The sequence below is a fragment of the Poseidonocella sp. HB161398 genome (assembly GCF_005870025.1).
Classification (GTDB): domain Bacteria; phylum Pseudomonadota; class Alphaproteobacteria; order Rhodobacterales; family Rhodobacteraceae; genus Mangrovicoccus.
Window position 1 is genome coordinate 24359 of the sequence record NZ_VATA01000047.1, and the last position, 24312, is coordinate 48670.

Consider the following 24312-nt stretch of genomic DNA (forward strand, 5'->3'; position numbering starts at 1 on the left):
GCCGGGCCCGTCCTGATCGCATGGCCGCCCTTAACTGCGTGTAAACCACGTTCGGGCGATGCCGGAGGGGTTAACCTTCTGGCAAGGAGCTGGGCCGGTGCTGACCGACGCCCTGATCGCCCCGCAGCGCGGGCATCTCTTCCCCTGGGTGCCGGTGATGCTGGCGCTCGGCATCGGCGGCTATTTCGCGCTTCCCGCTGAGCCGGGGCCGGCCGGGCTCGCTGCGGCCGCGGCGCTGGCCGTGCTGGGCGCGGCGGCGAGCCTGCGGGCGCCCGAAGGCATCGCGCCGCTCGTCCTCGGCCTGGCGCTGGTCGCCGCGGGCGGCGCGCTGGCCGCCTGGCGGACCCAGTCGGTGGCCGCGCCGGTCCTGTCCTTCCGCTATTACGGCCCGGTGGAGGGGCGGATCCTCGAGATCGACCGCTCGCTCAGCGACCGGCTGCGGCTGACGCTCGACCGGGTGGTGCTGACCGGCGTGGCGCCCGAACGCGTGCCGCTGCGGGTGCGGGTCTCGCTGCCCGACGACATGCCCCATGCGCCGCTCGAGCCCGGGCTGACGGTGATCCTGACCGGGCATCTCTCGCCGCCGATGGGTCCGGCAGAGCCCGGAGGCTTCGATTTCCGCCGCCATGCCTGGTTCGAGGGGCTCGGCGCGGTCGGCTATACCCGCCTGCCGGTGCTGGCGCTGGAGCCGCCCGCCCGCAGCCGCCCGGCGCTGGTCGTCGCGGGGATCCGCAGCCATCTCTCGGCCGCGATCCGCGCGCGCATCCCGGGCCAGCCCGGCGCCTTCGCCGCGGCGGTGGTGACCGGCGACCGCTCGGGGCTGGAGCGCGGTACGCTCGACGCGATGCGGGCCAGCAACCTGGCGCATCTGCTGGCGATCTCGGGGCTGCATATGGGGCTTTTGACCGGCTTCGTCTTCCTGGTGCTGCGCCGCGCCATCGCGCTCATCCCCTGGCTGGCGCTGCGGATCGACGGGCGCAAGGCGGCGGCGGTCGTGGCGCTGGCCGCCGCGGCGGGATACCTGGCGCTGTCGGGGGGCAGTGTCGCGACCCAGCGCGCCTTCGTCATGGCGGCGGTGATGCTGGGCGCGGTGCTGCTCGACCGCCGGGCGCTGACGCTGCGGGCGGTGGCTCTGGCCGCGGTTCTGATCCTCGCCGCCCGGCCCGAGGCGCTGCTCGGCGCCGGGTTCCAGATGTCCTTCGCCGCGACGGCCGCGCTGGTCTGGGTGTTCCAGATGATGCGCGCGGCGCCCTTCTGGCCGGGGCCGAAGCTCCTGCGGCCGGTGCTGGCGCTGGTCCTCTCCTCGGCGGTGGCCGGGGCCGCGACGGCGCCGGTCGGGGCGGCGCAGTTCAACCAGATCGCGCAATGGGGGCTCCTGGCCAATCTGGTCTCGGTGCCGGTCATGGGCTCGCTGGTGATGCCCGCGGCGGTGCTGGCGGCCTGCCTTGCGCCTTTCGGCCTGGCGCAGCCGGCGCTCTGGGCGATGGGGCTCGGCTGCCGCTGGATCCTCGGCGTGGCGGGGCAGGTCTCGGCGCTCGAAGGGGCGGTGGTGCCGGTCGTGTCGCCCGGGCCTGCCGTCCTGCCGCTGATCGCGCTCGGCGGGCTCTGGGTCTTCCTCTGGCAGGGGCGGCTGCGCTGGTCGGGGCTCGCGGTGCTGGCGCTGGGGTTCTGGCTCTGGTCGCAGAGTAGCCGCCCGGCGCTGCTGATCGCCGAATCGGGCGGGCTCGTCGGCGTGCTCGAACCGGGCGGGCGGGTGCTGAACAAGTCCAGTGGAGACGGCTATGCCGCGCGCGCCTGGCTGGAGAATGACGGCGACCGGCGCCTGCCCGAGGTCGCGGCGCGGCCCGGGGCGGCGGGGTTCGAGGCGGCGCTGCCGGGGCTGCGGCTGCGCCAGCTTTCGGCGGCGCAGCTCAAGGCGCTGGCCGATCCCTGCGCCGGGGCCGATCTGGTGGTGACGGTCAAGCCGGTGGCGGCAGCGGACTGCCTGGTGCTCGACCCGCCCCGCCTGGCGGCGAGCGGCGCGGTGGCCGTCTGGACGGGTCCGGAGGGGCCGCGCGCCGTGACGGCAATGGAGCGCGCCGGCCGCCGCCCCTGGGTCCCCGAACCCGATGACGGCCGCTTCGCCGTCATCCTGCCCGCGCCGGTGCGGATCGCCGCCGGAGAGGGGCGCTAATCCCGGGCCGTACGGAAAAGTCCAAGCGCCGGCGCGGACCGGTCCGGGATGGACCGCGCCTCTGCCCCTGGCGGGGCGGGCCCTTGGGCGGCCGCTTCGCCACATCCTTGCCCGGTGCCGCCTTGGGTCGCCACTGGGAAGGGCCGATCCCGGGTGCGGGCAACGGGCGACCGGGTGCAGCAGCGCTTCGCTCGGAGAAAGAGCACGCCGGGCGCCATCTCCGGGATTCGCGTCTGCCGGTGGTCGCGTGCGAACCATTCGGGGACCGGCTCGGATCGCTGCCGGAGAGGCGCACCGATCCTCGAGCCCGGATGGCAGGAGCCCGGCGCCGCTGCACCCGGCTCTGCGAAGCAGCGCGCCGGTCGCCGTCCCTCGTTACCCGCTACGCCGTCACCTTGCCCGGGCTGCCTCGGGTCGCTGCCGGAGCAGCGGGCCGAACCTTGCGGCCGGATCGCAGGAGGTCCGGCGCCGCTACGGCCCGGTCCGGGTGGCAGCGTTCTGCCGCTGCTTCCGGCAGCACGTCCCAATTGCAGCCAGCTCGCCCGTGCTGTCTCGGGTCGCTACCGGAGCAGCGGGCCGAACCCTGGGAGCGGATCGCAGGACGTCCGGCGCCGCTGCAGCCCGGTCCAGGGGGGAGCGTTCCGCAGCTGCCTCCGGTAGCACGTCCCAATTGCTGCCTGCTCGCCCGCGCTGCCTCGGGTCGCCGCCGGAGCAGCGGGCAGAAGCCAGGGACCAGATCGCGGGACATCCGGCGCCGCTGCGGTCCGGTCCAGGTGGGAGCGCCCCGACGACGCTGCTTCCGGCAGCTCGTCGCAATTGCCGTCAGTTCGCCCGGGCTGCCTTGGGTTGCTGCCGGAGCAGCGGGCCGAACCTTGCGGCCGGATCGCAGGAGGTCCGGTGCCGCCAACGCCCGATCCGCGAGGAAGTGCGCCGTCGCTGCTTCTGCCAGGCCGCCCCTTTCGCCGTTGCCCCGCTCGCGCTGCTTCGGATCGCTGCCGGGCAAGGGCGCTGATCCGGGAGGCCGGACAGCAGAAGACCGGGCGCGCGGCTGCGGCCCGGTCCGGAATGCCTGTCGGGGCAGGGGATCAGTAGGTGCGGATCAGCCCGACCAGCTTGCCTTGAATCTGGACGCGGTCCTCGGGATAGGTCTGCACGACATAGGCCGCGTTCGCCGGTTCCAGCGCGATGGTGCGGCCGCGGCGGCGGTAGCGCTTCAGCGTCACGTCCTGGTCGTCGATCTTGGCAACGACGATCTCGCCATTGTCTGCCGTCTCGGTCTCGCGGATCACGACGATGTCGCCGTCATTGATCCCGGCATCGATCATCGAGTCGCCCTGGACCTCCAGCGCGTAGTGGTTGCCGCCGCGGCTGAGCATGCTGCCCGGCACGGTGACGGCCTCTTCCTGGCGCACCGCCTCGATCGGGCCGCCGGCCGCGATCCGGCCCTGCAGCGGGATGTCGAAGGCGCCGCCGCGCTCCACCTGCATCGCGCCCGCGGGCGCCTCGCGTGCCGATCCCTCGATCACGCGGGGGGTGAAGCCGGGGCTCGCCAGATTGTCGGGCAGGCGCAGGATCTCGATGGCGCGGGCCTTGTGCGGCAGGCGGCGCAGGTAGCCGCGTTCCTCCATCGAGGTGATCAGGCGGTGGATGCCGGATTTCGACCGGAGCCCGAGATGGTCCTTCATTTCATCGAAGGAAGGCGGAACGCCGTCATGGCTCTGCCTCTCATGGATGAATTCGAGGAGCTCGAGCATCTTCTTGGTCAACATTCGCCTGCGCCATTTCTAGGTTCTGGTTTGGTTTGGCAAATGTTCTACGCGCGTTCCCCCTTTGTGTCAACATCGCTTCCTAAAGGGCAATGTATTCCACACTGGCGCCGGTGTCGCGGGCAGGGTCGGAAGGCGGCCGGACCAGCAGCGCATCCGCCTGCGCGAGGATGCCCAGCAGGCTGGAATCCTGGCTCGGCAGCAGGGCGATCCCCTCCGGGCCGAGCGTGGCGCGCATGTAGTGCTCGCGCGGGCCGTTCGCAGGGATTGGCGCGGCCAGCCGGATGGTGGCGCGGGCGGCAGGGCGGGCCGTCCGGCCGGTCATCGCCTCGAGCATCGGCACCACGAAGATGCGGCCGCAGACCATGGCGCTGACCGGGTTGCCGGGCAGGCCGACCATCGGCACGCCGCCCATGCGCCCCGCCATCAGCGGCTTGCCCGGGCGCATCGCGACCTTGTGGAACTCGAGCGCCATGCCGCGGGCGCGTGCGACATCGGCGACGATGTCATGCTCGCCCACCGAGGCGCCGCCGCAGGTCACGACCAGATCGGCCTCTGCCGCCAGGTCGAGGCACTGCTCCAGGCTCTCGGCGGTGTCCCGCGCGATCGGCAGGATCCGGGCGGAGGCGCCGGCCGCCTCGAACATCGCGGCCAGGCCGAAGGCGTTGGAGGTGACGATCTGCGACGGCCCGGGCGTCTCGCCGGGCATGACCAGCTCGTCGCCGGTGCAGATCAGCGCCACGTCGGGACGGCGGTAGACCGCGACCTGGGGGATGTTCATCGCAGCGAGAAGCGCGATCTCCGCCGGGCCGAGACGGCGGCCGGGGGCCAGCATCTCGTCGCCTTCGGAGAAATCGCCGCCCGCGGGGCGGATATTGGCGCCGTCGCCCAGCCCCTCGGCCAGCGTGATGCGGCTGCCCTCGCGGCGCGTGTCCTCCTGGATCACCACGTGATCGGCGCCCGCGGGGACCGGCGCGCCGGTGAAGATGCGCACCGCTTCGCCCGGGGCGAGCGTGCCGGGATAGGATCCTCCGGCCGCGCTCTCGCCGACGACCTCGAAGCCCGCGCCGATGGCGAGCTCGGCGCCGCGGATCGCGTAGCCGTCCATGGCGGAGGCGGCGAAGGGCGGCTGGGTGCGCCGCGCCACGGCAGGTTCCGCCAGCACGCGCCCCGCGGCCTGGCGCAGGCCGACGGTTTCACGGCCCACAGGAGCCGCCAGCGCGAAGATCCGGTCCAGCGCCTCGGCGACGGAGATCATGAACCCGCCTCGTAGCGGCCGGACTTGCCGCCCTCCTTCAGCACCACGCGGATGCCGAGGATCTCCATGTCCTTCTGCGCGGCCTTCAGCATGTCGTAGACCGTCAGCGCGGCCGTCGACACGGCGGTCAGCGCCTCCATCTCGACGCCGGTCTGGCCGGTGGTCTTCACCGTCGCCTCGATCCGTATGCCGGGCAGGGCCTCGTCCGCGGTCAGCTCGACTGCGACCTTGGTGACGGGCAGCGGATGGCAGAGCGGGATCAGCTCGGCGGTCTTCTTCGCCCCCATGATCCCCGCCAGCCGCGCCACGCCGAGGACATCGCCCTTCTTGGCGGTGCCCTCGGTCACCAGCCGCAGCGTTTCGGGCGACATGCGCACCGCGCCCTCCGCCACGGCGACCCGCGCGGTCACGGCCTTGTCCGAGACATCGACCATATGCGCGTCGCCCTTGGCGTCGAAATGCGTGAGCATCACATGCCCCCGCCCGAGACCAGCGGCTGCGAGAGCAGGTCGCGCGTCGCGGCGGCGACGTCCTGCTGGCGCATCAGGCTTTCGCCGATCAGGAAGCAGCGCACGCCATAGCGCGCCATGTCCGCCAGATCCTCGCGGGTGAAGAGCCCGCTCTCGCCCACCAGCCGGCGGTCGAGCGGCGCGCGCTTGGCCAGGCTGCGGGTGGTGTCGAGCGAGGTCTCGAAGGTCTTGAGGTTGCGGTTGTTGATGCCGAGGAGCTTGGAGGAGAGCAGGCTGGCGCGCTCCAGCTCCTCCTCGTCATGCACCTCGATCAGCGCATCCATGCCCCAATGCGCGGCGGCCGCCTCCAGCTCCTGCGCCTGGGCGTCCGAGACGCTGGCCATGATGATCAGGATGCAGTCGGCGCCAAGCGCGCGGGCCTCGGCCACCTGGTAGGTATCATAGAGGAAGTCCTTGCGCAGCACCGGCAGGCTGACCGCCTCGCGCGCGGCAACCAGGTACTCGTCCGCGCCCTGGAAGCTCGGCCCGTCGGTCAGCACCGACAGGCAGGTCGCGCCGCCCTCCTCATAGGCCCGTGCGATGGCGGGGGGATCGAAATCCGCGCGGATCAGCCCCTTGGAGGGGCTCGCCTTCTTCACTTCGGCGATCAGCCCGTAGCCCTTCTGGCTGGCATCGTGCAGCGCGCGGGCGAAGGGGCGCACCGGCGAGGCGGCGCGGGCGCGGGCCTCGATCTCCGAGAGCGGCACGGCGGCCTTGCAGGCCTCGATATGCTCGAGCTTGTAGGCCTTGATCCGGTCGAGAACCGTCTCGCTCATGCCGTCACCTCCGACGTGATGCGCGCCAGCGCCGCGACCTTGCAATAGGCGCCGCCGCTATCGATGCTTTCCGCGGCCAGGGCCGCGCCTTCCTTCAGGTCCGCCGCCTTGCCGGCGATGACCAGCGCGGCCGCCGAGTTCAGCAGGACCGCGTCGCGATAGGCCGATTTCTCGCCGTTTAGCAGCGCGCGGAAGGCAATGCCGTTCTCCTCGGGCGTGCCGCCGACGATCTCCTCGAAGGGATGGACGGGCAGGCCCGCATCCTCGGGATGGACCTGGAATTCCGAGACCTTGCCGTCCCTCAGCTCGGCCACGGCGGAGGGGCCGGAAATCGCCAGCTCGTCGGTGCCGTCAGAGCCGTGGACCAGCCAGGCGCGGGTGGTGCCGAGCGTGCCCAGAACCTCGGCCATCGGCCGGATCAGCGCCGCGGTGAAGGCGCCGGTCAGCTGGAACTTGACGTCGGCGGGGTTCGACAGCGGCCCGAGCACGTTGAAGATCGTCCGCGTGCCGAGTTCCACCCGCGAGGGGCCGACATGCTTCATCGCCGGATGGTGCATCGGCGCCATCATGAAGGCGATCCCGGTCTCGTCCAGCGCCCTCTGCACGACGGCGGGGCCGACCATGACCTCGACGCCCATCTGCGCCAGCGCATCGGCCGAGCCCGATTTCGACGACAGGTTGCGGTTGCCGTGCTTGGCCACCGGAACGCCCGCGCCCGCGACCACGAAGGCGGCGGCGGTGGAGATGTTCAGCGTGCCCTTGCCGTCGCCGCCGGTACCGACGATGTCGATCGCGCCCTCGGGCGCGGTGACCTTGGTGGCCTTGGCGCGCATCACCCGCGCGGCGGCGGCGATCTCGTCCACGGTCTCGCCGCGGGTCCGCAGCGCCATCAGGAAGCCGCCGATCTGCGCCGGCGTCGCGCGGCCCTCGAAGAGCGCGAGGAACGCCGCCTCGGCCTCGGCGCGGCTCAGCGGACCGTCCGCGGCCTTGCCGATCAGGGGTTTGATATCGTCGCTCATGCCGGTTCCTTCAGCCCGTCGAGGAAAGTCTTGAGCATCGCGTGGCCATGCTCGCTGCGGATGCTCTCGGGGTGAAACTGCACCCCCTCGATGGGCAGCTCGCGATGGCGCAGCCCCATGATCGTGCCGTCCTCGAGCCAGGCGGTGACCTCGAGGCAATCCGGCAGGCTCTCGCGCTCGACGATCAGCGAATGGTAGCGCGTGCCCTTGAGCGGCGAGGGCAGCCCGGCGAAGACGCCCGCGCCCTCGTGCAGGATCGAGCCCATCTTGCCATGGACGATCTCGCCTGCGCGGACGACCTTGCCGCCGAAGGCCTCGCCGATCGTCTGGTGCCCGAGGCAGACCCCGAAAAGCGGGATGCGCTCGGCCGCCGCGGCGCGCGTCAGCTCCAGGCAGATGCCGGCCTGGGCCGGGTCGCAGGGACCGGGAGAGAGCACGATGCCCGAAGGTCGCCACGACAGCGCCTCGGCGACACTCAGCGCGTCGTTGCGATGCACCTCCACCTCGGCGCCGAGTTCGCCGAAATAATGGACGAGGTTGTAAGTGAAGCTGTCGTAGTTATCGATGAGCAGAAGCATGGCGGGTCCTTCGGTCTGGGACGCAGTTGCACCCTTCGCGCCATCGTGGTCAAGGGGCGGGGGGCCATGGCGGCCGCGGATGGCGTCCGGAAGGGACGATCTGCTATTGTCCGCGGCAGGCAGGGCTGACAGGCTTGGAAGAACGGATCGGGACGAACAGGACGTGGGACGCGTGACGCGGGGATTGCTGGCTGGCCTGGTCTTCGGGCTCTTCGTTGCGGCTCTGGTGCTTGGCATCGCCGCGCTGCAGCTCGAACGGGCGAAATGGCCGGAGCCGCCGGTGATGATTCCGCCCGTGGTCGCGGAGCGCTTCGCGCTGCCTGAGGGCCCTCTGCCGCCCGAGCCGCGCGCCGTGCCGCCGGTGGCGCCGCGGCCGGAGGCCGGCCTGCCCGCGCGCGCCGTCTTGATCAGCCTGCCGCAGCCCGGCACGCCCGCCGCACCGGTGCTGCCCGCACCGCCGCCCGATCCGGCCCGGGCGCGGCTCTATCTTGCGCCGCCCGCCTCCGGCATTGCCGGTCCCGACCTGCGCGGGGCGCCCGGGACGGAGCCGCCCGCCGCGCCCTCCGTGGCCGCGCCGCAGGCGCTGGCGCCGCTCGCCATCCCCGCGGATCTCGCTGAACCGTCCGAGACCGCGCAGCCCGGCCTCGCCGCGCCCGCACCGGCCCCCGCGCTGCCCGACACGGTCGACACGCTCGTCCCCGGGCCCGGCGTGCTGGCCGCAGGGCAGCCCCTGCCGCGGATCGAGACCGTGCCGCCGGCGCCTGCCGGAGGCGGCGCGACCCTTGTGCCGGCCGCGCCGCCGGTGCCCGGGGACAGCGCGCTCCTCGCACCCTCGGGGCTCCCGGCCGCGCCACCGGCGCCGCCCGAAAGCGCTGCGCCGCCCGCGCCGCCCTCCGTCGCGGCGCTGACCGCGGGCGCGCCCGCGACCGTGCCCGCCGCCACGTCGCCCGCCATGCCCGCCGCAGCGCCCCGGCCGCCCGCCAATGCCGCCCCGGCGGCGGAACCGGCCGCGCCGGGTGCCCTGCCGGCGCCGGACCCCTCCGGGCTGGATGCCGTGCAGGCGGCCCCCGTCGCGCCGGACTTGCAACTTGCCGCACCGGAGGTTTCGCCCGCATCGGAACCGGCGCAGCAGGGCACTCTGCCGACGTCCGAGGCGCCGCCTGCCGCCCCGGGAACCGCAGGCGAGGACGGGCCGCCGCTCCTGGCAGTCGTGCTCGTCGATCCCCGCGCGGCACCGCTGCCCGAATGGGCCCGTTCGGTGGCGCTGGCGCCCGCGGAGGCGGAGACGGCGCCTGCGGGGCGCGAAGTGCTCCTCCATCTCGACCCCGGCACGGATGAGGCGGCCCTGGCCGCGGCGGGGCAGGCGCTGGCCGGTCTGGCCGCGCCCGGGCCGCTCCTGATCACGGCCGGACCCGGCGAGGGCCTGCCGGGCGCGTTTGCAGCCCTTGCGGCCTCCTCGGGGCAGGGGGCGGTGATCGAGGGCGGCGCGGCGCCGGCAAGGGGCCAGGCAGCCGCCTATCCCGCGGCGCCGCTATCGGCGCAGCTTGCGCGCGCGGCGGTCCATGCCCGACGCGACGGCGCGGTGATCCTGGTCCTGCCCGACAGCGCCGCGGCCCGCCGGGCGGTCGGAGACTTCCTCGATGGACCGGGCAGCGACCTCATCCCGGCCACCGCGGGCGAAGCTCTGAGGCTCCTGGCGCAGCCCTGACAGCGCGTCCGTGCCCGCCCCGCGGCCCAGCCCGTCTGCGAGGCGGCAGAACGGAGCCGGGCGGACGCAGCGCCTTTTGACAGAGCGCGTCTGTCGGGCAATCTCGCCGCGGCGGAGATCATCCTGAGCGACGAGGAGGTCTCCCGGATCGATGCGCTGGCGCGCCCGGACGGACGCATCGTCTCGCCCGACGGGCTGGCGCCCGGCTGGGACTAGCGCGCTCCGGCAGGACGGCCCGCTCCGGCGATTGCCGGTGCGGGCGGCTGCGGCCTCCCGTCCGCCCGGCGCCGCCCGAAGCGTCCGCTCCGGCGGCAGTTCCGGCCCCTGCGCGGCAGCGTGCCTCCCCTGGCGGAACCCCGGAATTGCGGCCTCCACAGACGAGCGATGCCCAGCCTCCTCCGGCACCCGGAGCGCGGCCAGGCGGATGGGCGGCCTGCGAGAAGGCGGTCCCGGACCATTGCGCACCCTGGGCGTTGCTGCAGACCTCACCGGCTCCCGGGAGTCACGGCGGGAATGCGGTGGTTGAAGAACCGGCCATGACGAAGCCCGACCCTGCCCGCCGCCGCACTGCGAGGGGGAAGTCTCATCGCGAGCCATTGATGCGCCACTGGTCCGAGCACAATGGCGGACACGCAGACGCGGCGCGGGTCGCTGCCCGTCTGGCTGGACCGGGACAGGGCCCGGCTCGCGCCGAGGGCAGGCAAGCCGGGGCGTCCGCCGCACGTCTCCGAATAATGAGGATCAGCCGACGGTCCGGAGGAGTCCGGACCGGTCCGCGCCAGCGGCACCTCCTCCGGGGGCGGCTTCGGCGCCCTGACAGACGAACGCCTTCCAGAGCCTGACCGGTGGGAGCCCCCCAGCCGACGGCGTTGCGCAGGGCGGGCGCCGGGCCCGGGGTCCGGAGCCCGCCGGTCCGGAAGGGCCTCCATCCGCGCAACTCCATGCCAGCCGGCGGCAGGACGAGGCCAAGCGGGCCCTGCGCATGTCTGCAGCCGGCCACTGCCCGGCGGGACACGGCCATCACTCGCGGCACGCACATGCCTCATGGCGCAGGTGCTCCCCGGCCCGGCTGCCATTGCCGCGCCATCGGCCCGGGTGGCAAGCGTGTCGCGCCATGCGGCCGGAATGGTCTCCGGCATCCTCGAGATGGCAGGGCTGACTGGCCGGCACCCGACGTCTCCACGCTCAGCCGGGGCCGGAGCGAGTCGGGGCCGCGGAAGCCCATCGACTGATCCACATCCAGGTGCCGTCCCGCGGGGCTCCCGGCCGTCTGAACCTGGCGCCCCCCTCTCGGGTATTGCAGCGCAATGCCCTGCCGGGCCGGCAGGGCTGCGCGGCGCATTCGGCACCTGCGCAGCGGCACCTGTTTTCCCGCGTTTCCCGAGGCGCGGGGCTCGGTCAAGAAGGCCCTCGCAGCGGCGATCCAGGACGCAGATGTCCATGGCGTCTCGACACGCACCATGGACGATCCGGTCCAGGCGATGGGCGCGGGCGGCTTCTCCTGAGGCCAGATCAGCCGCCTCTGCGCGGAGACCGGCGAGCGTGCGGACACCTTCCTGAGGCGGCCGGCCGGGGGCGGATGGCCCTTCGTCGGGGAAAGGCTCCCCCTCAGCCTTTCCTGCTCCGCCCTGGCTCGTGGAACGATGCGACCTGCCTCGAACTGCGCCAGGGCGGCCGGAAAGCAGCGGACGCGGTCGCGCTCGCGGCTTGCATCGGCACCGCCTGCCGGCAGCATCCTCCGAATGCGCCTGCCGGGCATGGCGCCCGGCGACCGGCGCCGCCGGGCCCTTCCGGAGCGGCTGCGGGACTTTCGCGGCGCGACCGGCGCCAAGGGTCCGGCCCACCCTGGAAACGATGCTCCGGCCACCATGTCCGGAGCGGCATCGAGGCCGGGAGGAGACCCCTCAAATCCTCCGCCGAGCGGATCGCCGCGAAAGACCCCGACCGCCAGGCCGCCGAGATCCGCATCCGCGCCAGTCGCGGCTGCGCCCGGACCGACTTCGCCTGCCGCGCCTCCAAGCACCGCTTCAACGCCCCCGGCGCCGCCGAGATCCGACCCGTGCCCCGACCTCGGCTCCGGAAAGGCGCATCACGTCCGGATACGGACCTTTGAAACACTGCCCAGAAGCGCGCAGAGCTCCGCCGGGATGCGTCCCACTGTCGGACAGGACGGGACGCGGCCGCCGCTGGCGCGGGTCGCATCCATGCGCCAGCTATCTGAGGGAAGATGTCGGCTTGCGGCAGAGGAGCGACGTCGCGGCAGTTTGGAAGTCAGGCAAGCTGGGATCGGGGGCCGGGATAGCGGATTGGACCCCGTTTCGGTCGAGGTTGCTCGGAGATCGAGGCTCCGGCGGCGGTTCCGGCCGGGCGGAGTTGCGCGAGGCGCGGGCTACCGTTTGGCGGCGGGGCTGTCTTCGGGACGACCCTCGCGGCACTGGCGGAACGGGTGCTCCGGAGGATGCGGCAGAGGAGAGTGCAGGGCGGCAGTCGGCGTTCTGGCGGCGGGACTGCCCTTGGGGCGGCCCTCGGGGTACTGACGGAACGTGTGCTCGGCGGGTGAGCGTGCACGGCGGCAGCCGGCGTTCTGGCGGCGGGGCTGGCCTTGGGGCGGCCCTCGGGGTACTGACGGAACGTGTGCTCGGCAGCTGAGCCTGCACGGCGGCGGTGGGTGTTTGGCGGAGGAGTGCCCGGGGGAGACGCCCGCGGAATGTCTGGAACGCCCGGTTGCAGGCTGCCGGCGGCGCGGGGGGCATTCGCCAGTGCAGCGGTCCCGGGGGAACGTCTCGAACCGGCAGTCCGCGAGGCGCGCCTGCAGGGACCTGCGCCGCGGTATGGCGCGCGCGGCCCGTGGGGGCCGCGCTAGCGGTCAGGAATTGCCGGTGGAGAAGCGGCCGGCCTCGGCCGCGGCCTTGCGGATGGCGGCCGACTTGTTGACCGTCTCCTGCCATTCCGCCTCGGGGTCGCTGTCATAGACGACGCCGCCGCCGGCCTGGATGTAGAGCTTGCGGTCCTTCAGCACCGCCGTGCGCAGCGCGATGCACATGTCCATGTCGCCATTGGCGGCGAAATAGCCGACGCCGCCCGCATAGACGCCGCGCTTCTCCGGCTCGAGCTCGTCGATGATCTCCATCGCGCGGACCTTGGGCGCGCCCGAGACCGTGCCCGCGGGCATGCCCGCCAAGAGCGCCGAGAGCGCGTCCTGGTCCTCGGCCAGCTCGCCCACCACGTTCGAGACGATGTGCATGACGTGGCTGTAGCGCTCGACGGTGAATTCCTCGGTGGGCCGCACCGTGCCGATCTTCGAGACCCGCCCGGTATCGTTGCGGCCGAGATCGAGCAGCATCAGGTGCTCGGCCAGCTCCTTCTGGTCCGACAGCAGGTCCTGCTCCAGCGCCTTGTCCTCCTCGGGCGTGGCGCCGCGCGGACGGGTGCCGGCGATCGGGCGGATCGTCACCTGGCGGCCGAAGACCCGCACGAGGATCTCGGGCGAGGCACCGACCACCTGGAAGCCGCCGAAATTGAAGAAGAACATGAAGGGCGAGGGGTTCGTCCGCCGCAGGCTGCGGTAGAGCGAGAAGGGCGGAAGCTCGAATTCCTGGGTCCAGCGCTGCGAGGGCACGACCTGGAAGATGTCGCCGGCGGTGATGTAGTCCTTCGCCTTGCGGACGGCCTCCATGTAGCCGTCCTTGGTGAAGTTCGACACCGGGTCCGCCTGGGGCAGGGCCTCGCCGAGGCCGCGGGTCTCGGTCACCGCCTGGCGGTCGAGATCGCGCAGCGCGTCGGAGACGCGTTCGGCGGCCTGGGCATAGGCGGCGCGCGCCGAGAGGCCGGATCCGGCCCAGGCGGGGGCGACGAGGATCACCTCGCCCTTCACGCCGTCGAGCACCGCGACCACCGAGGGCCGCATCAGACGCGCATCCGGCAGGCCGAGCGGGTCCGGGTTGGCGTCCGGCAGGCGCTCCACCAGGCGGATCATGTCATAGCCGAGATAGCCGAAGAGCCCGGCGGAGGCCGCGGGCAGATCCTCGGGCATGTCGACCCGGGTCTCGGCGATCAGCGCGCGCAGCGACTCCAGCGCCGGGCGGCCGTCCTCGACCCAGGCGGTGTCGTCGAAGCGCGCCTCGCGGTTGATACGCGCCTGCTGGCCGCGGCATTCCCAGATCAGATCCGGCTTCATCCCGATCATGGAATAGCGTCCGCGGATCTCTCCGCCGGTCACGGATTCCAGCATGAAGCTGTCGCGCCCCGCCTGGGAGAGCTTCAGCATCAGCGAGACGGGCGTGTCGAGATCGGCGGCCAGCCGGGCATAGACCAGCTGAGAGCGCCCGGCCTCGTAGCCCGCGCGGAAGGTTTCGAAATCGGGAGTGATCTGCATCTGTCGGCCTTACTGCAGGGCGCTATGCACCGCGTTCAGCGCGGTCTGGTTGAGGTCGAGCCCGGCCTCCTGGGTGACGGTCTGGCTCAGCTCGCCGAGGATGTCGTCGGCCAGGGCCAGCCCCGTGTCGCGGTTCAGCCGTGCCAGCGCGGCGCGGGCCTGGTCGCTGTCCATGTCGAACGGCGTGACGCTGTCGACGCGCACCAGCCAGGCGCCGTCCTCGCCCGCGACAACGGCGCTTTCGCCCGCGCCGAGATCGTAGAGCTTGTCCAGCACCGGGCGCGGCAGCTCGTAGGAGGGGGACTGGCGGATCAGGCCGGTCTTGACCTGCGGCGCCAGGCCGAGCTGGGCGAAGTCCTCGCCCGCATCGGCGCGGTCCTTCAGGCCGGTGCCGAGCGCTTCCAGCGCCTCGACGCGCTTGGCTTCGGCGGCGCCGGCGGTTGCGTCGTCGCGCACCGCGTCGAGCGGCTGCAGCTCGGAGGGCTTCGAGGCGTCGAGGCGCAGCGCGAAGAGCAGGCCGCTATCGGTCAGGGCGATCTCGGGGAAGTCGCCATCCGCGACCGCAGCCGCGGCATTGAGGAATTCCGGCTGCGCGGCGGGATCGGCCTCGGGCAGGGAGGCGCCGTCCCAGGTGATGGTGCCGATCTGCATCGGGCTGTCCGCGGCCAGCTCCTCGAGCGTGGCGCCGGCGGCGAGCTGGTCGTCGAGCGGCTCCATCTCCTGCTGGACCAGCGACTTGGCCTTCTCCAGCGCCAGTTCGCGGCGCAGCGTCGGCAGCGCGTCCTCGTAGCTGGTGGTCTGGGCCGAGAGGATGGCGTTGACGCGGAAGAGCGCCGGGCCGACGGCCGAGGCGACCGGGCCCGCGATGCCGGTATCCTCGATCCCGAAGACGGCATCGGCGGCATCGGCGGTCAGCGCCGAGCGGGCGATCGTGCCCAGATCGACATCGGCCTCGGCCAGGCCGCGCTCGTCGAGCAGCGCGTCGAACGTGGTCTCGCCCGCCTCGATCGCGTCCTTGGCGGCCTGGGCCGCTTCCATGTCGGCAAAGCCCAGCCGGTCGACCATGCGGCGCTCGGGGCGCTGGAACTCGGCGGCGCGGGCCTCGTAGCCGGCGCGCAGCTCGTCCTCGGACAGGTCGACCTGGTCGAGCATCATGTCGGGCGAGAGCCAGGCATAGGTGATGTCCTTGCGCTCGGGCAGGGTGAAGCGGTCGGGATGGGCGTCGTACCAGGCCTGCACCTCTTCGTCGCTCGGCGCTTCGGGCGCGGCGGTCAGCAGGCTGTCGGGGATCGGCGCCCAGGTCACGGCGCGCGCCTCGCCGAGGAAGTTCAGCAGCGTGGTGCCATAGGCCTGCGGCGGGGTCAGCCCGTTCAGCAGCGCGCGCTGCAGCAGGTCGGCCGAGGCCTCCTGGCGGACGCTGTCCTCGAAGCCCGCGATGGTGCGGCCCGAGCGCTTGAGGATGTCGCGATAGGCCTCGGGGTCGAAATTGCCGTCCATGCCCTGGAAGGCGGGCACGGCGGAGATGCGGCGCGCGACCTCGTCATCGCCGACCGACAGCCCGGCCCGGCGCGCGGCCTCCTGCAGCGCGGCGGTGGCGACGGCCTGCTGCAGCACGATCGTGGCAAGGCCCGACTGCTGCGCCTGGTCGAAGGTCATGGTCTGGCCGGTCTGCTGCGAGACCTGGTCCATCCGCTGGCGCAGGAGCCCGTGATACGTCGCGGCGTCGATCTGCGTCTCGCCGACGCTGCCGACCGAGCGGACCTGGGTGTTGAAGCCGGTGACGCCGTAGCCGCCGAGGCCGAGAAGCAGCACGCCAAGGAGCGCGATGACCAGGAAGTTCGACAGGTGCTTCTTGCCCTTGGGTTTCTCGGACGTCTCGTGCTTGGCCATGCTAGGCTCCCCGGGGATGGACCATCAGTGGCCGAGGGTCTAGCCGGATGCCTAGGTGGTCGCAAGCGGGAAGGGCAGACCCGCCAGGCGCCGCGCGAGCTCGCCGATCCCGTCCCTGTCGATATTGGCGAAGGCAATGCGCAGCTCGCGGTCGCCGCGGGCGCGGCCTGCCGGGCCGAAGAAGGTTCCGGGCAGCGCCAGCACCCCCGCCTCGGGGACCATCGCGCGGCACAGATCGGCCGCGCCCATGTCGAAGGGATGCTCGATATAGGCGAAATAGGCGCCGGTCCCGCGCAGCCGCCAGCCGGGCAGCCCGGCCATCGCCGCCTCGAGCGCGGCGCGGCGGGCGAGGATCTCCTGCCGCTCGCCGGCAAGCCAGGCATCGAGGTTCTCCAGCCCCCAGAGCGCGCCGATCTGCCCCGGCTGCGACACGCAGATCACCATCGTGTCGAGGAACTTCTCGATCTCGGAGATGTGACCGGGCGCGGCCGTGATGGCGCCGACGCGGTGGCCGGTCAGCCGGTAGGCCTTGGAGAAGGAATAGAGCTGGATGACCGTGTCGTCCCAGTCGGGATCGGCCAGCAGCTCGTGCGGGCGGCCGTCGCCGGCCATGAAATCGCGGTAGGTCTCGTCGACGATCAGCGCCAGGCCGCGGGCGCGGCAGAGGTCGCGGAAGGCGGCGATCAGCGCGGGCGGGTACTCGACCCCGCCGGGATTGTTCGGGCTGACCAGCACGATGGCGCGGGTGCGCGGTCCGATCAGCGCGGCGGCGGCCTCAGGGTCCGGCAGCAGGTCGTCGCCGGTCTCCAGCGGACGGGTGACGATCCCGGCCATGTCGAGCCACATCGCGTGGTTGAAGTACCAGGGGCAGGGCAGGATCACCTCGTCGCCGGGCGAGGCGAGCGAGGCGATGGTGGCGCAGAAGGCCATGTTGCAGCCCGCGGTGATGGCGATGTTCGCCGCCCCCACCTCGGCCCCGTAGATCCGCGAGACCCGTGCGGCCAGCGCCTCGCGCAGCGCGTCATTGCCGAGAACCGGCCCGTAGAGATGCGCCTCGGTCCGCGTGAGGATCGCCTCGGCCATCGCCTGGCGCAGCCCCTCGGGCGGGGCGGCGACCGGGGCGGCCTGGCTGACATTGATGAGCGGGCGGTCGGCGGGGAAGGTCAGGCCCTTCACCCAGGCGCGGGACTCGACGATCGGCGAGGCGGTGCAGTTGTGCAGCGCCGGAGCGAGGGGCAGGGGCATTGGGGCTACTTCCGGTAGGGCTCGACGTATTGCAGCGCCATGTCCCAGGGGAAGAAGATCCAGGTGTCCTGGCTGACCTCGGTGATGTAGGTATCGACCTGCGGCTTGCCCTTGGGCTTGGCATAGACGGTGGCGAAATGCGCCTTGGGGTACATGCCCCGAATCAGCTCCAGCGTCTTGCCGGAATCGACCAGGTCGTCGACGATCAGGATGCCGGTTCCGTCGCCCATCAGCTCTGCATCGGGCGCCTTCAGCACCACCGCATCGGCCTGGCTCTGGTTGTCGTAGGACTTCACCGAGATCGTGTCGACGGTGCGGATGTCGAGCTCGCGCGAGACGATCATCGCGGGCGCCATGCCGCCGCGGGTCACCGCGACCACGGCCTTCCAGGCGCCGCCATCGGGACCCTGCCCGTCGAGCCGCCAGGCCAGGGCGCGGCTGTCGCGGTGGATCTGGTCCCAGCTGATGTGGAACCCCTTCTCATGGGGCAGGCGGTCGGTCATGGCGGTCCCTTTCCTGGTGTCTTCCTGGAGGTCAGCTCAGCGCGAGTTTCAGGCCGAACCCGGCGAGAAGCGTGCCGAAGACGCGCTCCACCCGGGTCTTGAGCCGGATGTAGATGGCTCTTGCGCGCGGCAGGGAGAAGATCCGCGCGACGAGCAGGTTGCTCGCCAGTTCGTTCATGCCCACGATGGCAAGGATCAGCGCCAGGCCGGACAGCGGCGTCTCCGGCGGCACCAGCGTCACGAAGACGGCGCCGAAGAAGATCGCGGGCTTGGGATTGGTCAGCTGCAGCACCAGGCCGAAGCGGATGGCGCGCGGCACCGACATGCCCGCGGCGGTGCCGCCGGTGGCCAGCGGCGCCGAGGCATGGCGGAAGGTCATGAAGCCGACATAGACGAGGAAGGCCGCGCCGATCAGCTTCATCGCGACGAAGAGGCCGGGCAGCACCTGGAAGAGCACCGACAGGCCCAGCAGCGCCGCGGCCGCCCAGATGACCGCGCCGATCATGACGCCCGCGGCATAGGCGGCGGCCGTGCGCATGCCCTGCGACGCCGCCAGGCGCACGGTCATCAGCACCGCCGGCCCCGGAGAGATCGCGGCGGCCAGATGGGTCAGGAAGACCGGCAGGAGCACGGCCGCGGGGATCACTTGGCGATGTCCGGCGCGTCGACGGCCTTCATGCCGACGACATGGTAGCCCGCATCGACATGGTGGATCTCGCCGGTCACGGCGCGGCCCATGTCGGACAGCAGGTAGAGCGCGGACTGGCCGACCTCCTCCTGGGTGACGGTGCGGCGCAGCGGGGCGTTGTACTCGTTCCACTTCAGGATGTAGCGGAAATCGCCGATGCCCGAGGCCGCGAGCGTCTTGATCGTGCCCGCCGAGATGGCGTTGACGCGGATGCCGCTCTTGCCCAGATCCTCGGCGAGGTAGCGCACCGAGGCCTCCAGCGCCGCCTTGGCGATGCCCATCACGTTGTAGTGCGGCATGACCTTCTCGGCACCGTAATAGGTCAGCGTCAGGCAGGAGCCGCCCTCGGTCATCAGCTTGTCGGCGCGCCGGCAGACCGAGGTGAAGGAATAGACCGAGATGTCCATCGAGGTGCGGAAGTTGTCGCGGCTGGTGTCGACATAGCGGCCGCGCAGCTCGTTCTTGTCGGAAAACCCGATCGCGTGGACGAGGAAGTCGAGCTTGCCCCAGCGCTCCTCGAGTGCGGCGAAGAGCGCGTCGATCGAGTCCTCGTCGGCGACATCGCATTCATAGACCGCGTCCGAGCCGATGCTCTGGGCCAGGGGGATGACCCGCTTCTTCAGCGCTTCCCCTTGGTACGAAAAGGCAATTTCCGCCCCGGCATCGGCGCATGCCTTGGCAATGCCCCATGCGATCGACTTGTCGTTGGCGACCCCCATGATGAGGCCACGCTTGCCGGCCATGAGCTGTGTTGACATTCTGGTTCTCCGACAGTCCTTGATTTGAGGTCCATTAGGCGATTGTGTAAACGGCATCAAGCGCAGAGCCCGGCAGCTCCGGAGAGCTGTGCGCGGTGACAACACGAGTTCGGGCAGGTTGGGCGCATGAGTGACAGAGACGGCATATTCGCGGGCGGGGACCCTTACGCGCTGCTCAGGCGCTGGCTCGCCGAGGCCGCGGAGACCGAGCCGAACGATCCCGAGGCGATGTCGCTGGCGACTGTCGACGAGACCGGACTTCCCAATGTGCGCGTCGTCCTGCTGAAGGACATCGACGATGACGGGCTGGTCTTCTTCACCAATTACGAGAGCGCCAAGGGGCAGGAGCTGATCACGGCGGGCAAGGCCGCGATCGTGCTGCACTGGAAGAGCCTGCGCCGCCAGGTGCGCGCCCGCGGCACGGTGGCCAAGGTCCCGGCCGAGCGCTCGGACGCCTACTACCGCAGCCGCGCGCTGCAGAGCCGCCTCGGCGCCTGGGCCTCGCAGCAGTCCCGGCCGCTGCCCTCGCGCGGTTCGCTGATGGCCGATGTGGCGAAGCTGACCGTCTCGAAGGGGCCAAATCCGCCCCGTCCGGACTACTGGGGCGGCTTCAAGATTGACGTAACGGAATTCGAGTTCTGGGCGGACGGGGCCTTCCGGCTTCATGACCGTTTTCGTTGGACAAGGGAGATCGCTCAGGAAAACTGGTCAGTTACACGGCTCTACCCTTGAGGGGGCGGTCGAATTCGGTCTAAGTAAACGGAATATTAGATTTTTCTCCTTGCAACCTATGAATGCGGTCTCCTAACGTGGAACCGGGGAGAGGTTTGGAGGAAGGTCATTGCAAATGTACGTGAACCGCATGGATACAGAGCAAGACGGTCAGATCGTGCAGGGCCATGTCAAATGGTTCGATCCCGGCAAGGGGTTCGGATTTGTCGTGTCCCAGGCCGGTGGTGGCGACATCCTCCTGCATGCCAATGTGCTGAGGAATTTCGGGCAGAGCTCGGTAACCGATGGCGCAGCGATCGAGGTGGTGGTGCTGGAAACGGCACGCGGCCGCCAGGCGATCGAGGTCCTGCGGATCGAGCCGCCCGAAAGCGGCGAGGAGGAGGACGGATCGTCCTTCCTTCCGGGGGGATACAAGTCCGAAGATGTGGGGCCGCTGGAGCCGGCTAGGGTCAAATGGTTCGACAAGACAAAGGGGTTCGGCTTCGCCAATGCCTTCGGCAAGCCCGACGACATCTTCGTTCACATCGAGGTGCTGCGCCGGTCGGGCCTGGCGGATCTTCAGCCGGGCGAGGCGATCTGCGTCCGCGTGGTGGAAGGCCGCCGCGGGCTGATGGCGACCTCGGTCACCTCCTGGGAGAATGCGCTGCACGAGGCCGGGACGCAGGAGCCTGCACCGCAGGAGAGCGCCAGGGACACGGACGAGGAAGAGGAAGAGGAGGTCTGACCGGCCGCCTCGCCGGGCTCGCGCTCGGGTGTCTTCTTTCGGCGGGCGCCGCGCTCGCCGATGGCTGCGCGGCGGACCGCGCCGATCTGCGCGGCGACTGGGGGCAGGCGCGCTTCTCGGTCGAGCTTGCCGTTACGCCGGCGGAGCGCAACCGCGGGCTGATGAACCGCGATCACCTGGCCTCGACAGCGGGGATGCTCTTCATTTTCGATCCGCCCCGCAGCGTCAGCTTCTGGATGCGCAACACTCTGATCCCGCTCGACATGATCTTCCTCGACCGCGACGGCGTGGTGCAGCGCATCCACGAGAACGCGGTGCCGCTCGACGAGACGCCGATCCCCGGGGGCGACGGCATCTTCGCCGTGCTCGAGATCAATGGCGGCCTGTCGCGCGCTCTCGGCATCGCGCCGGGCAGCCAGCTGCGCCATCCGGCCTTCGGCAGCGGCGCGGCCTGGACCTGCGCCGGGACATGACGGCGGATTGGGGCTTCCGTTCCGCGGGGAGCTGGGATAGGACCACGCAAATCGGGGCGTAGCGCAGCCTGGTAGCGCGACGGTTTTGGGTACCGTAGGTCGCAAGTTCGAATCTTGCCGTCCCGACCACCACTTGGAACAATTTCAAGACGTACCTTTTACACCAGCGTTGTAAGGCTACGCCGAAGGCCGTCTTGATTTAGGCCTTTCCTCATCGGCCATGACGCGTTCGATGACATCGGGCTCGCAATTCCGTCGCGCAGGAACTCGGGGGTTCCGCCTTCCCAGGTACGGATGTCGGCACGGAACTCCTGCACGCTTTCGATGCCCCGGGCCGTTCAGGTCGTGATCCCGCTCTCGGTGCCGTCGTCGACCAAGATCATCTCGGCGTAGTCGATGTTGTCGGAATTGGCCCTGATGACCTCGATGAGCTCGAGGGTTTCGGCGATCCGCCTGGCGACCTCGCCGATGGAAAGGACCTGCGTGACGCGGGCCATCAGGCGGCCGCCACGGAGCGGCCTTCCGGCCGAATCCAGTTCCAGGGAAGCAGTTCGGGCAGCCACGAGACCGGCAGGTCGGAGATGCGCGCGATGGCATCGGCAAGCCAGGCCTGGGGGGCGATGCTGTGCAGCTTGGCCGTTCGGATCAGCGTGTACATGGCGGCGGCGCGGTGGCCGCCGCGCTCGGAGCCGGCGAAGTTCCGGGATTTCCGGCCGAAGGCGACGCCGCGCAACGAGCGCTCGGCGCAATTGTTGCCGAGGCAGACCCGGCCATCCTGGAGGAAGCGGGTGAAGCCGGGCCATTGGGCAGACGACAGAAGGTGGTCGATCGCCTTGGCGACCTTGGCATGCCCGGAAAGCTGGGCCCGCTCGGCGCGCAGCCAGGCTTCCATTTTGCCGACCAGCGCTCCAGATGTCGGTGATGATGTAGAGGTAGAAGAACTTGCCCGCGACCGGACCCCCCCCTTGTGCAGGGTTGTTGTCACCGTCCTTCGATCTGAAACTATGCAGCGAGGCGGGCAGGACAGGATGACGAGTGGCGTACTCACCGGAACGAAAGGCGGCGGTTCTCGCGAAGATGCTGCCGCCGAACAGCACCCCCTTGAACCGGCTGGCGGTTGAAGAGGGGATCTCGCGGGCGACGCTCGCGAAATGGCGCGCTGAGGCTCGGGCGAAGGGCAAGCTGCTGCCCGAGGCCGACGCGAATGTCGAAGGCTGGACGTCGAGCGACAAGCTTGCGGCGGTCATCGAGGCAGCGGCGTTGAACGAGGCGGAACTGGGCGACTATTGCCGCCGCCGCGGGACCTATCCCGAGCAGATCGCGATCTGGCGGGAAGCCTGCGAGATGGCGAATGACTGGGACCGGACGGCCTCGGCGCGAATTGTCCGCGAAACGAAGGACGACAGGAAGCGCATCAAGGACCTGGAACGGGAGCTGGCGCGCAAGGAGAAGGCGCTTGCGGAGGCCGCGGCGCTCCTGGTCCTGAGAAAAAAGGCGGCGGCGATCTGGGGGTGACACGCGGTCCGGCAGAGCCGGATCGGGCCGTCCTGTGGACGGACCGAAGCACGGAACGCCCGGAGCCATGCGAAGCGCCGGCGGGCGGACGGCGAGGACGAATGACCTCTGCTCCCGATCGCCGGAAGATTGCCGGGCTCATCGACGACGCGATGGCCGCAGGGGCGCGCCGCGCAGCGGCCTCCGCGGAGCTCGGCCTGCATCCGCACACGCTGGCCCGTTGGCATGATCCGCAGGGCGGCATCGGGGAGGACCAGCGTCCGATGGCGCCCCGGCCGGTACCCGCCAACAAGCACAGCGACGAAGAACGCGCCCGCATCATCGCCACCTGCGCCCGGCCGGAATTCGCCAGCCTGCCGCCCGGCCAAATCGTCCCAATGCTGGCCGACAGCGGCACCTATATCGCGTCGGAATCTAGTTTTTACAGGGTCTTGCGCGAGCACGGCCAGAACCATCGCCGGGGCCGTGCCCGGGCGCCGGTCCGCCGCAAGGCGCCGACAAGCTTCGGCGCCAAAGGGCCGTGCCAGGTGTGGACGTGGGATATCACCTGGCTGCCAGGGCCGGTCGCGGGGCGGTTCTTCTACCTCTATATCATCACCGACATCTGGAGCCGGAAAATCACCGGCTGGGAAGTCCATGAACGCGAGACGTCGGAGAACGCGGCGGCGCTGCTGCAACGCGCGGCCTGGGCCGAGAAATGCGTGGCTAACCCGCTGGTTTTTCATACGGATAACGGCAGCCCCCTCTCGGGCATTGCCGGGCATTGCCGGGCAATGCCCTGCCGGGCAGCGTATGAAAGTAAGCGGTGCTCCCGGCTCACGGGATCTCAGGTTGACGGCTTGAAATTCCATGGAAGAAGTTCGTCGATCCGCTTCTTTGGATGTCCGGCGGCAATCGCCTCGAGCGTGGCCTTGAGATAGGCGGAGGGTTCGACGCCGTTGATCTTCGCCGTCTCGATCAGCGACGCAATGCGGCCCCAGGACCGGCCGCCCTCGTCATGGCCCGCGAATAGGGCATTCTTGCGGTTGAGGGCCATCTCCCGTTCATTCTGCCCATGTCGGGCAGGTTCGACGCGTCCATTACCGGTGGCACGCCTATTTCGGTTCTGACGTCAGGGTGTTCCGGACGTTCAACCGTTGCGACGGCCGGATTGTCGGCATCGAACGCGATGCAGGCGTTGCCGTGCTTGCTCCCGCCTGGGTTCTCGACGCGGCGGCCTGCCAGGCGTTCGACCTGGGTCCGCCGATGGCCTCTCTCGATGCGCTGTTGGAACTGCATTCAGTTCTCGAGGCTCTCGGTTTCCGGCGAGGCTTCCCTCGCGACGATTCACCGAGGGAGGCTTCGCATGACACTGCCCAATTCCACGAGCCCGGCCCAGCTGCCGCTTCCGTTCCAGTCACGAATGACGGCGTCGCTGACCCCGCCGGACCGCCAGTCGGCCGTGACGGCGCTCGCGCAGCTGCTCCTGGCCGCGGCGGCAGCTCCGGGAGGACAGGACGATGAATGACATGGGGTCGGCCGGCTTTCCGCCGGAGCTGCTGAAGCGGCAGGCGGTGATCTATGTGCGGCAGTCGACGCAGAGCCAGGTGATGACGAACCTGGAGAGCCAGCGGCGCCAGTAC

22 protein-coding genes, 1 tRNA gene and 4 pseudogenes are annotated in these 24312 nt (G+C 70.8%); 12 read left to right on the forward strand and 15 right to left on the reverse strand.

Going from position 1 to position 24312, the window contains the following annotated elements:
* The first annotated feature begins 97 nt into the window (after window positions 1–97).
* A complete protein-coding gene (locus FGX59_RS26615; protein WP_240722729.1) occupies window positions 98–2173 on the forward strand; it encodes a ComEC/Rec2 family competence protein in 2076 nt (691 codons plus the stop codon).
* A 1085-nt stretch (window positions 2174–3258) separates the two neighbouring features.
* On the opposite strand, the gene lexA is transcribed toward FGX59_RS26615, so the two are convergent.
* The 6 genes from lexA to FGX59_RS26645 all read right to left on the reverse strand — a co-directional run bounded on the left by lexA (window position 3259) and on the right by FGX59_RS26645 (window position 8079).
* The gene (gene lexA, locus FGX59_RS26620; RefSeq protein ID WP_138470164.1) at window positions 3259–3942 is read right to left on the reverse strand and encodes a transcriptional repressor LexA; all 684 of its coding nucleotides are present in this window, start codon (window positions 3940–3942) and stop codon (window positions 3259–3261) included.
* A gap of 79 nt (window positions 3943–4021) precedes the next feature.
* The gene (gene glp, locus FGX59_RS26625) at window positions 4022–5197 is read right to left on the reverse strand and encodes a gephyrin-like molybdotransferase Glp (RefSeq protein WP_138470165.1); all 1176 of its coding nucleotides are present in this window, start codon (window positions 5195–5197) and stop codon (window positions 4022–4024) included.
* A complete protein-coding gene (moaC, locus tag FGX59_RS26630) occupies window positions 5194–5667 on the reverse strand; it encodes a cyclic pyranopterin monophosphate synthase MoaC (RefSeq protein WP_138470166.1) in 474 nt (157 codons plus the stop codon). The genes glp and moaC overlap by 4 nt, the downstream gene beginning before the upstream one ends.
* A complete protein-coding gene (trpC, locus tag FGX59_RS26635; RefSeq protein WP_138470167.1) occupies window positions 5667–6482 on the reverse strand; it encodes an indole-3-glycerol phosphate synthase TrpC in 816 nt (271 codons plus the stop codon). The genes moaC and trpC overlap by 1 nt, the downstream gene beginning before the upstream one ends.
* Entirely contained in the window at window positions 6479–7501 is a 1023-nt protein-coding gene (trpD, locus tag FGX59_RS26640) for an anthranilate phosphoribosyltransferase (protein WP_138470168.1), read from the reverse strand. The genes trpC and trpD overlap by 4 nt, the downstream gene beginning before the upstream one ends.
* Window positions 7498–8079, reverse strand: a complete 582-nt coding sequence (locus tag FGX59_RS26645) for an aminodeoxychorismate/anthranilate synthase component II (RefSeq protein ID WP_138470169.1) — start codon at window positions 8077–8079, stop codon at window positions 7498–7500. Before FGX59_RS26645 ends, trpD begins: the two co-directional genes overlap by 4 nt.
* A 172-nt stretch (window positions 8080–8251) precedes the next feature.
* On the opposite strand from FGX59_RS26645, the gene FGX59_RS26650 reads away from it, so the two are divergent.
* The 4 genes and pseudogenes from FGX59_RS26650 to FGX59_RS38920 form a co-directional block, all read left to right on the forward strand.
* Entirely contained in the window at window positions 8252–9787 is a 1536-nt protein-coding gene (locus tag FGX59_RS26650; RefSeq protein ID WP_138470170.1) for a hypothetical protein, read from the forward strand.
* A 536-nt stretch (window positions 9788–10323) separates the two neighbouring features.
* Window positions 10324–10519 (forward strand): annotated as a pseudogene (locus FGX59_RS38915) (hypothetical protein); the annotation flags it as partial.
* A gap of 575 nt (window positions 10520–11094) precedes the next feature.
* Window positions 11095–11292 (forward strand): transposase, encoded by a 198-nt coding sequence (locus tag FGX59_RS39835; RefSeq protein WP_138470171.1) that lies wholly within the window; start codon window positions 11095–11097, stop codon window positions 11290–11292.
* 341 nt (window positions 11293–11633) lie between these two features.
* Window positions 11634–11900 (forward strand): annotated as a pseudogene (locus FGX59_RS38920) (hypothetical protein); the annotation flags it as partial.
* Between the two features lie 753 nt (window positions 11901–12653).
* Here FGX59_RS38920 and trpE read toward each other — a convergent pair.
* The 6 genes from trpE to fabI are packed head-to-tail and all read right to left on the reverse strand — an operon-like array spanning window position 12654 to window position 19246.
* Complete coding sequence (gene trpE, locus FGX59_RS26660; protein WP_138470172.1) at window positions 12654–14162, reverse strand: anthranilate synthase component I; 1509 nt, start codon at window positions 14160–14162, stop codon at window positions 12654–12656.
* A gap of 9 nt (window positions 14163–14171) precedes the next feature.
* A complete protein-coding gene (locus tag FGX59_RS26665; RefSeq protein ID WP_138470173.1) occupies window positions 14172–16052 on the reverse strand; it encodes a peptidyl-prolyl cis-trans isomerase in 1881 nt (626 codons plus the stop codon).
* Between the two features lie 51 nt (window positions 16053–16103).
* Window positions 16104–17297 carry an aminotransferase gene (locus FGX59_RS26670; protein WP_138470174.1) on the reverse strand — a complete coding sequence of 398 codons (1194 nt, stop codon included), beginning with the start codon at window positions 17295–17297 and terminating at the stop codon, window positions 16104–16106.
* A 5-nt stretch (window positions 17298–17302) separates the two neighbouring features.
* Entirely contained in the window at window positions 17303–17800 is a 498-nt protein-coding gene (gene gpt / locus FGX59_RS26675; protein ID WP_138470175.1) for a xanthine phosphoribosyltransferase, read from the reverse strand.
* 31 nt (window positions 17801–17831) lie between these two features.
* Complete coding sequence (locus FGX59_RS26680) at window positions 17832–18446, reverse strand: LysE family translocator (protein ID WP_240722731.1); 615 nt, start codon at window positions 18444–18446, stop codon at window positions 17832–17834.
* Window positions 18443–19246, reverse strand: coding sequence for an enoyl-ACP reductase FabI (gene fabI, locus FGX59_RS26685; protein WP_138470176.1), 804 nt, complete (start codon window positions 19244–19246; stop codon window positions 18443–18445). The genes FGX59_RS26680 and fabI overlap by 4 nt, the downstream gene beginning before the upstream one ends.
* Before the next feature lie 126 nt (window positions 19247–19372).
* On the opposite strand from fabI, the gene pdxH reads away from it, so the two are divergent.
* The 4 genes from pdxH (at window position 19373) to FGX59_RS26705 (ending at window position 21304) form a co-directional block, all read left to right on the forward strand.
* Window positions 19373–19978 (forward strand): pyridoxamine 5'-phosphate oxidase, encoded by a 606-nt coding sequence (gene pdxH, locus FGX59_RS26690; RefSeq protein ID WP_138470177.1) that lies wholly within the window; start codon window positions 19373–19375, stop codon window positions 19976–19978.
* Window positions 19979–20108: 130 nt separating this feature from the next.
* Entirely contained in the window at window positions 20109–20702 is a 594-nt protein-coding gene (locus FGX59_RS26695; protein ID WP_138470178.1) for a cold-shock protein, read from the forward strand.
* An 86-nt stretch (window positions 20703–20788) separates the two neighbouring features.
* Window positions 20789–21175, forward strand: a complete 387-nt coding sequence (locus FGX59_RS26700; protein WP_240722734.1) for a DUF192 domain-containing protein — start codon at window positions 20789–20791, stop codon at window positions 21173–21175.
* Between the two features lie 52 nt (window positions 21176–21227).
* Window positions 21228–21304 (forward strand) — tRNA-Pro (locus tag FGX59_RS26705).
* 209 nt (window positions 21305–21513) lie between these two features.
* Here FGX59_RS26705 and FGX59_RS38215 read toward each other — a convergent pair.
* On the reverse strand, window positions 21514–21672 hold the full coding sequence (locus FGX59_RS38215) for a hypothetical protein (protein ID WP_206078441.1): 159 nt from the start codon (window positions 21670–21672) through the stop codon (window positions 21514–21516).
* Window positions 21672–22079 (reverse strand): annotated as a pseudogene (locus tag FGX59_RS26715) (transposase); the annotation flags it as partial. The pseudogene FGX59_RS26715 and the gene FGX59_RS38215, both read right to left, overlap by 1 nt.
* Window positions 22080–22210: 131 nt before the next feature.
* Between FGX59_RS26715 and FGX59_RS26720 the strand changes: the two are divergent.
* Window positions 22211–22690, forward strand: a complete 480-nt coding sequence (locus FGX59_RS26720; RefSeq protein WP_138470179.1) for a hypothetical protein — start codon at window positions 22211–22213, stop codon at window positions 22688–22690.
* A gap of 101 nt (window positions 22691–22791) precedes the next feature.
* Window positions 22792–23610, forward strand: a complete 819-nt coding sequence (locus FGX59_RS26725; protein WP_138470180.1) for a DDE-type integrase/transposase/recombinase — start codon at window positions 22792–22794, stop codon at window positions 23608–23610.
* Here the strand turns inward: FGX59_RS26725 and FGX59_RS26730 are convergent.
* Window positions 23517–23732, reverse strand: a pseudogene (locus tag FGX59_RS26730) (transposase domain-containing protein); the annotation flags it as partial. The gene FGX59_RS26725 and the pseudogene FGX59_RS26730 overlap by 94 nt on opposite strands.
* 303 nt (window positions 23733–24035) lie before the next feature.
* Here FGX59_RS26730 and FGX59_RS37810 point away from each other — a divergent pair.
* Entirely contained in the window at window positions 24036–24197 is a 162-nt protein-coding gene (locus FGX59_RS37810; RefSeq protein ID WP_171060844.1) for a hypothetical protein, read from the forward strand.
* Window positions 24198–24312: the final 115 nt, after the last annotated feature.

Excerpts from the sequence above, each read along its gene's own strand:
- lexA (WP_138470164.1), bottom strand. The coding sequence starts at position 3,942 with ATGTTGACCAAGAAGATGCTCGAGCTCCTCGAATTCATCCATGAGAGG.
- glp (WP_138470165.1), bottom strand. The coding sequence starts at position 5,197 with ATGATCTCCGTCGCCGAGGCGCTGGACCGGATCTTCGCGCTGGCGGCT.
- moaC (WP_138470166.1), bottom strand. The coding sequence starts at position 5,667 with ATGCTCACGCATTTCGACGCCAAGGGCGACGCGCATATGGTCGATGTC.
- trpC (WP_138470167.1), bottom strand. The coding sequence starts at position 6,482 with ATGAGCGAGACGGTTCTCGACCGGATCAAGGCCTACAAGCTCGAGCAT.
- trpD (WP_138470168.1), bottom strand. The coding sequence starts at position 7,501 with ATGAGCGACGATATCAAACCCCTGATCGGCAAGGCCGCGGACGGTCCG.
- FGX59_RS26645 (WP_138470169.1), bottom strand. The coding sequence starts at position 8,079 with ATGCTTCTGCTCATCGATAACTACGACAGCTTCACTTACAACCTCGTC.
- FGX59_RS39835 (WP_138470171.1), top strand. The coding sequence starts at position 11,095 with ATGCCCTGCCGGGCCGGCAGGGCTGCGCGGCGCATTCGGCACCTGCGC.
- trpE (WP_138470172.1), bottom strand. The coding sequence starts at position 14,162 with ATGCAGATCACTCCCGATTTCGAAACCTTCCGCGCGGGCTACGAGGCC.
- FGX59_RS26665 (WP_138470173.1), bottom strand. The coding sequence starts at position 16,052 with ATGGCCAAGCACGAGACGTCCGAGAAACCCAAGGGCAAGAAGCACCTG.
- FGX59_RS26670 (WP_138470174.1), bottom strand. The coding sequence starts at position 17,297 with ATGCCCCTGCCCCTCGCTCCGGCGCTGCACAACTGCACCGCCTCGCCG.
- gpt (WP_138470175.1), bottom strand. The coding sequence starts at position 17,800 with ATGACCGACCGCCTGCCCCATGAGAAGGGGTTCCACATCAGCTGGGAC.
- fabI (WP_138470176.1), bottom strand. The coding sequence starts at position 19,246 with ATGTCAACACAGCTCATGGCCGGCAAGCGTGGCCTCATCATGGGGGTC.
- pdxH (WP_138470177.1), top strand. The coding sequence starts at position 19,373 with ATGAGTGACAGAGACGGCATATTCGCGGGCGGGGACCCTTACGCGCTG.
- FGX59_RS26695 (WP_138470178.1), top strand. The coding sequence starts at position 20,109 with ATGGATACAGAGCAAGACGGTCAGATCGTGCAGGGCCATGTCAAATGG.
- FGX59_RS38215 (WP_206078441.1), bottom strand. The coding sequence starts at position 21,672 with ATGGCCCGCGTCACGCAGGTCCTTTCCATCGGCGAGGTCGCCAGGCGG.
- FGX59_RS26725 (WP_138470180.1), top strand. The coding sequence starts at position 22,792 with ATGACCTCTGCTCCCGATCGCCGGAAGATTGCCGGGCTCATCGACGAC.
- FGX59_RS37810 (WP_171060844.1), top strand. The coding sequence starts at position 24,036 with ATGACACTGCCCAATTCCACGAGCCCGGCCCAGCTGCCGCTTCCGTTC.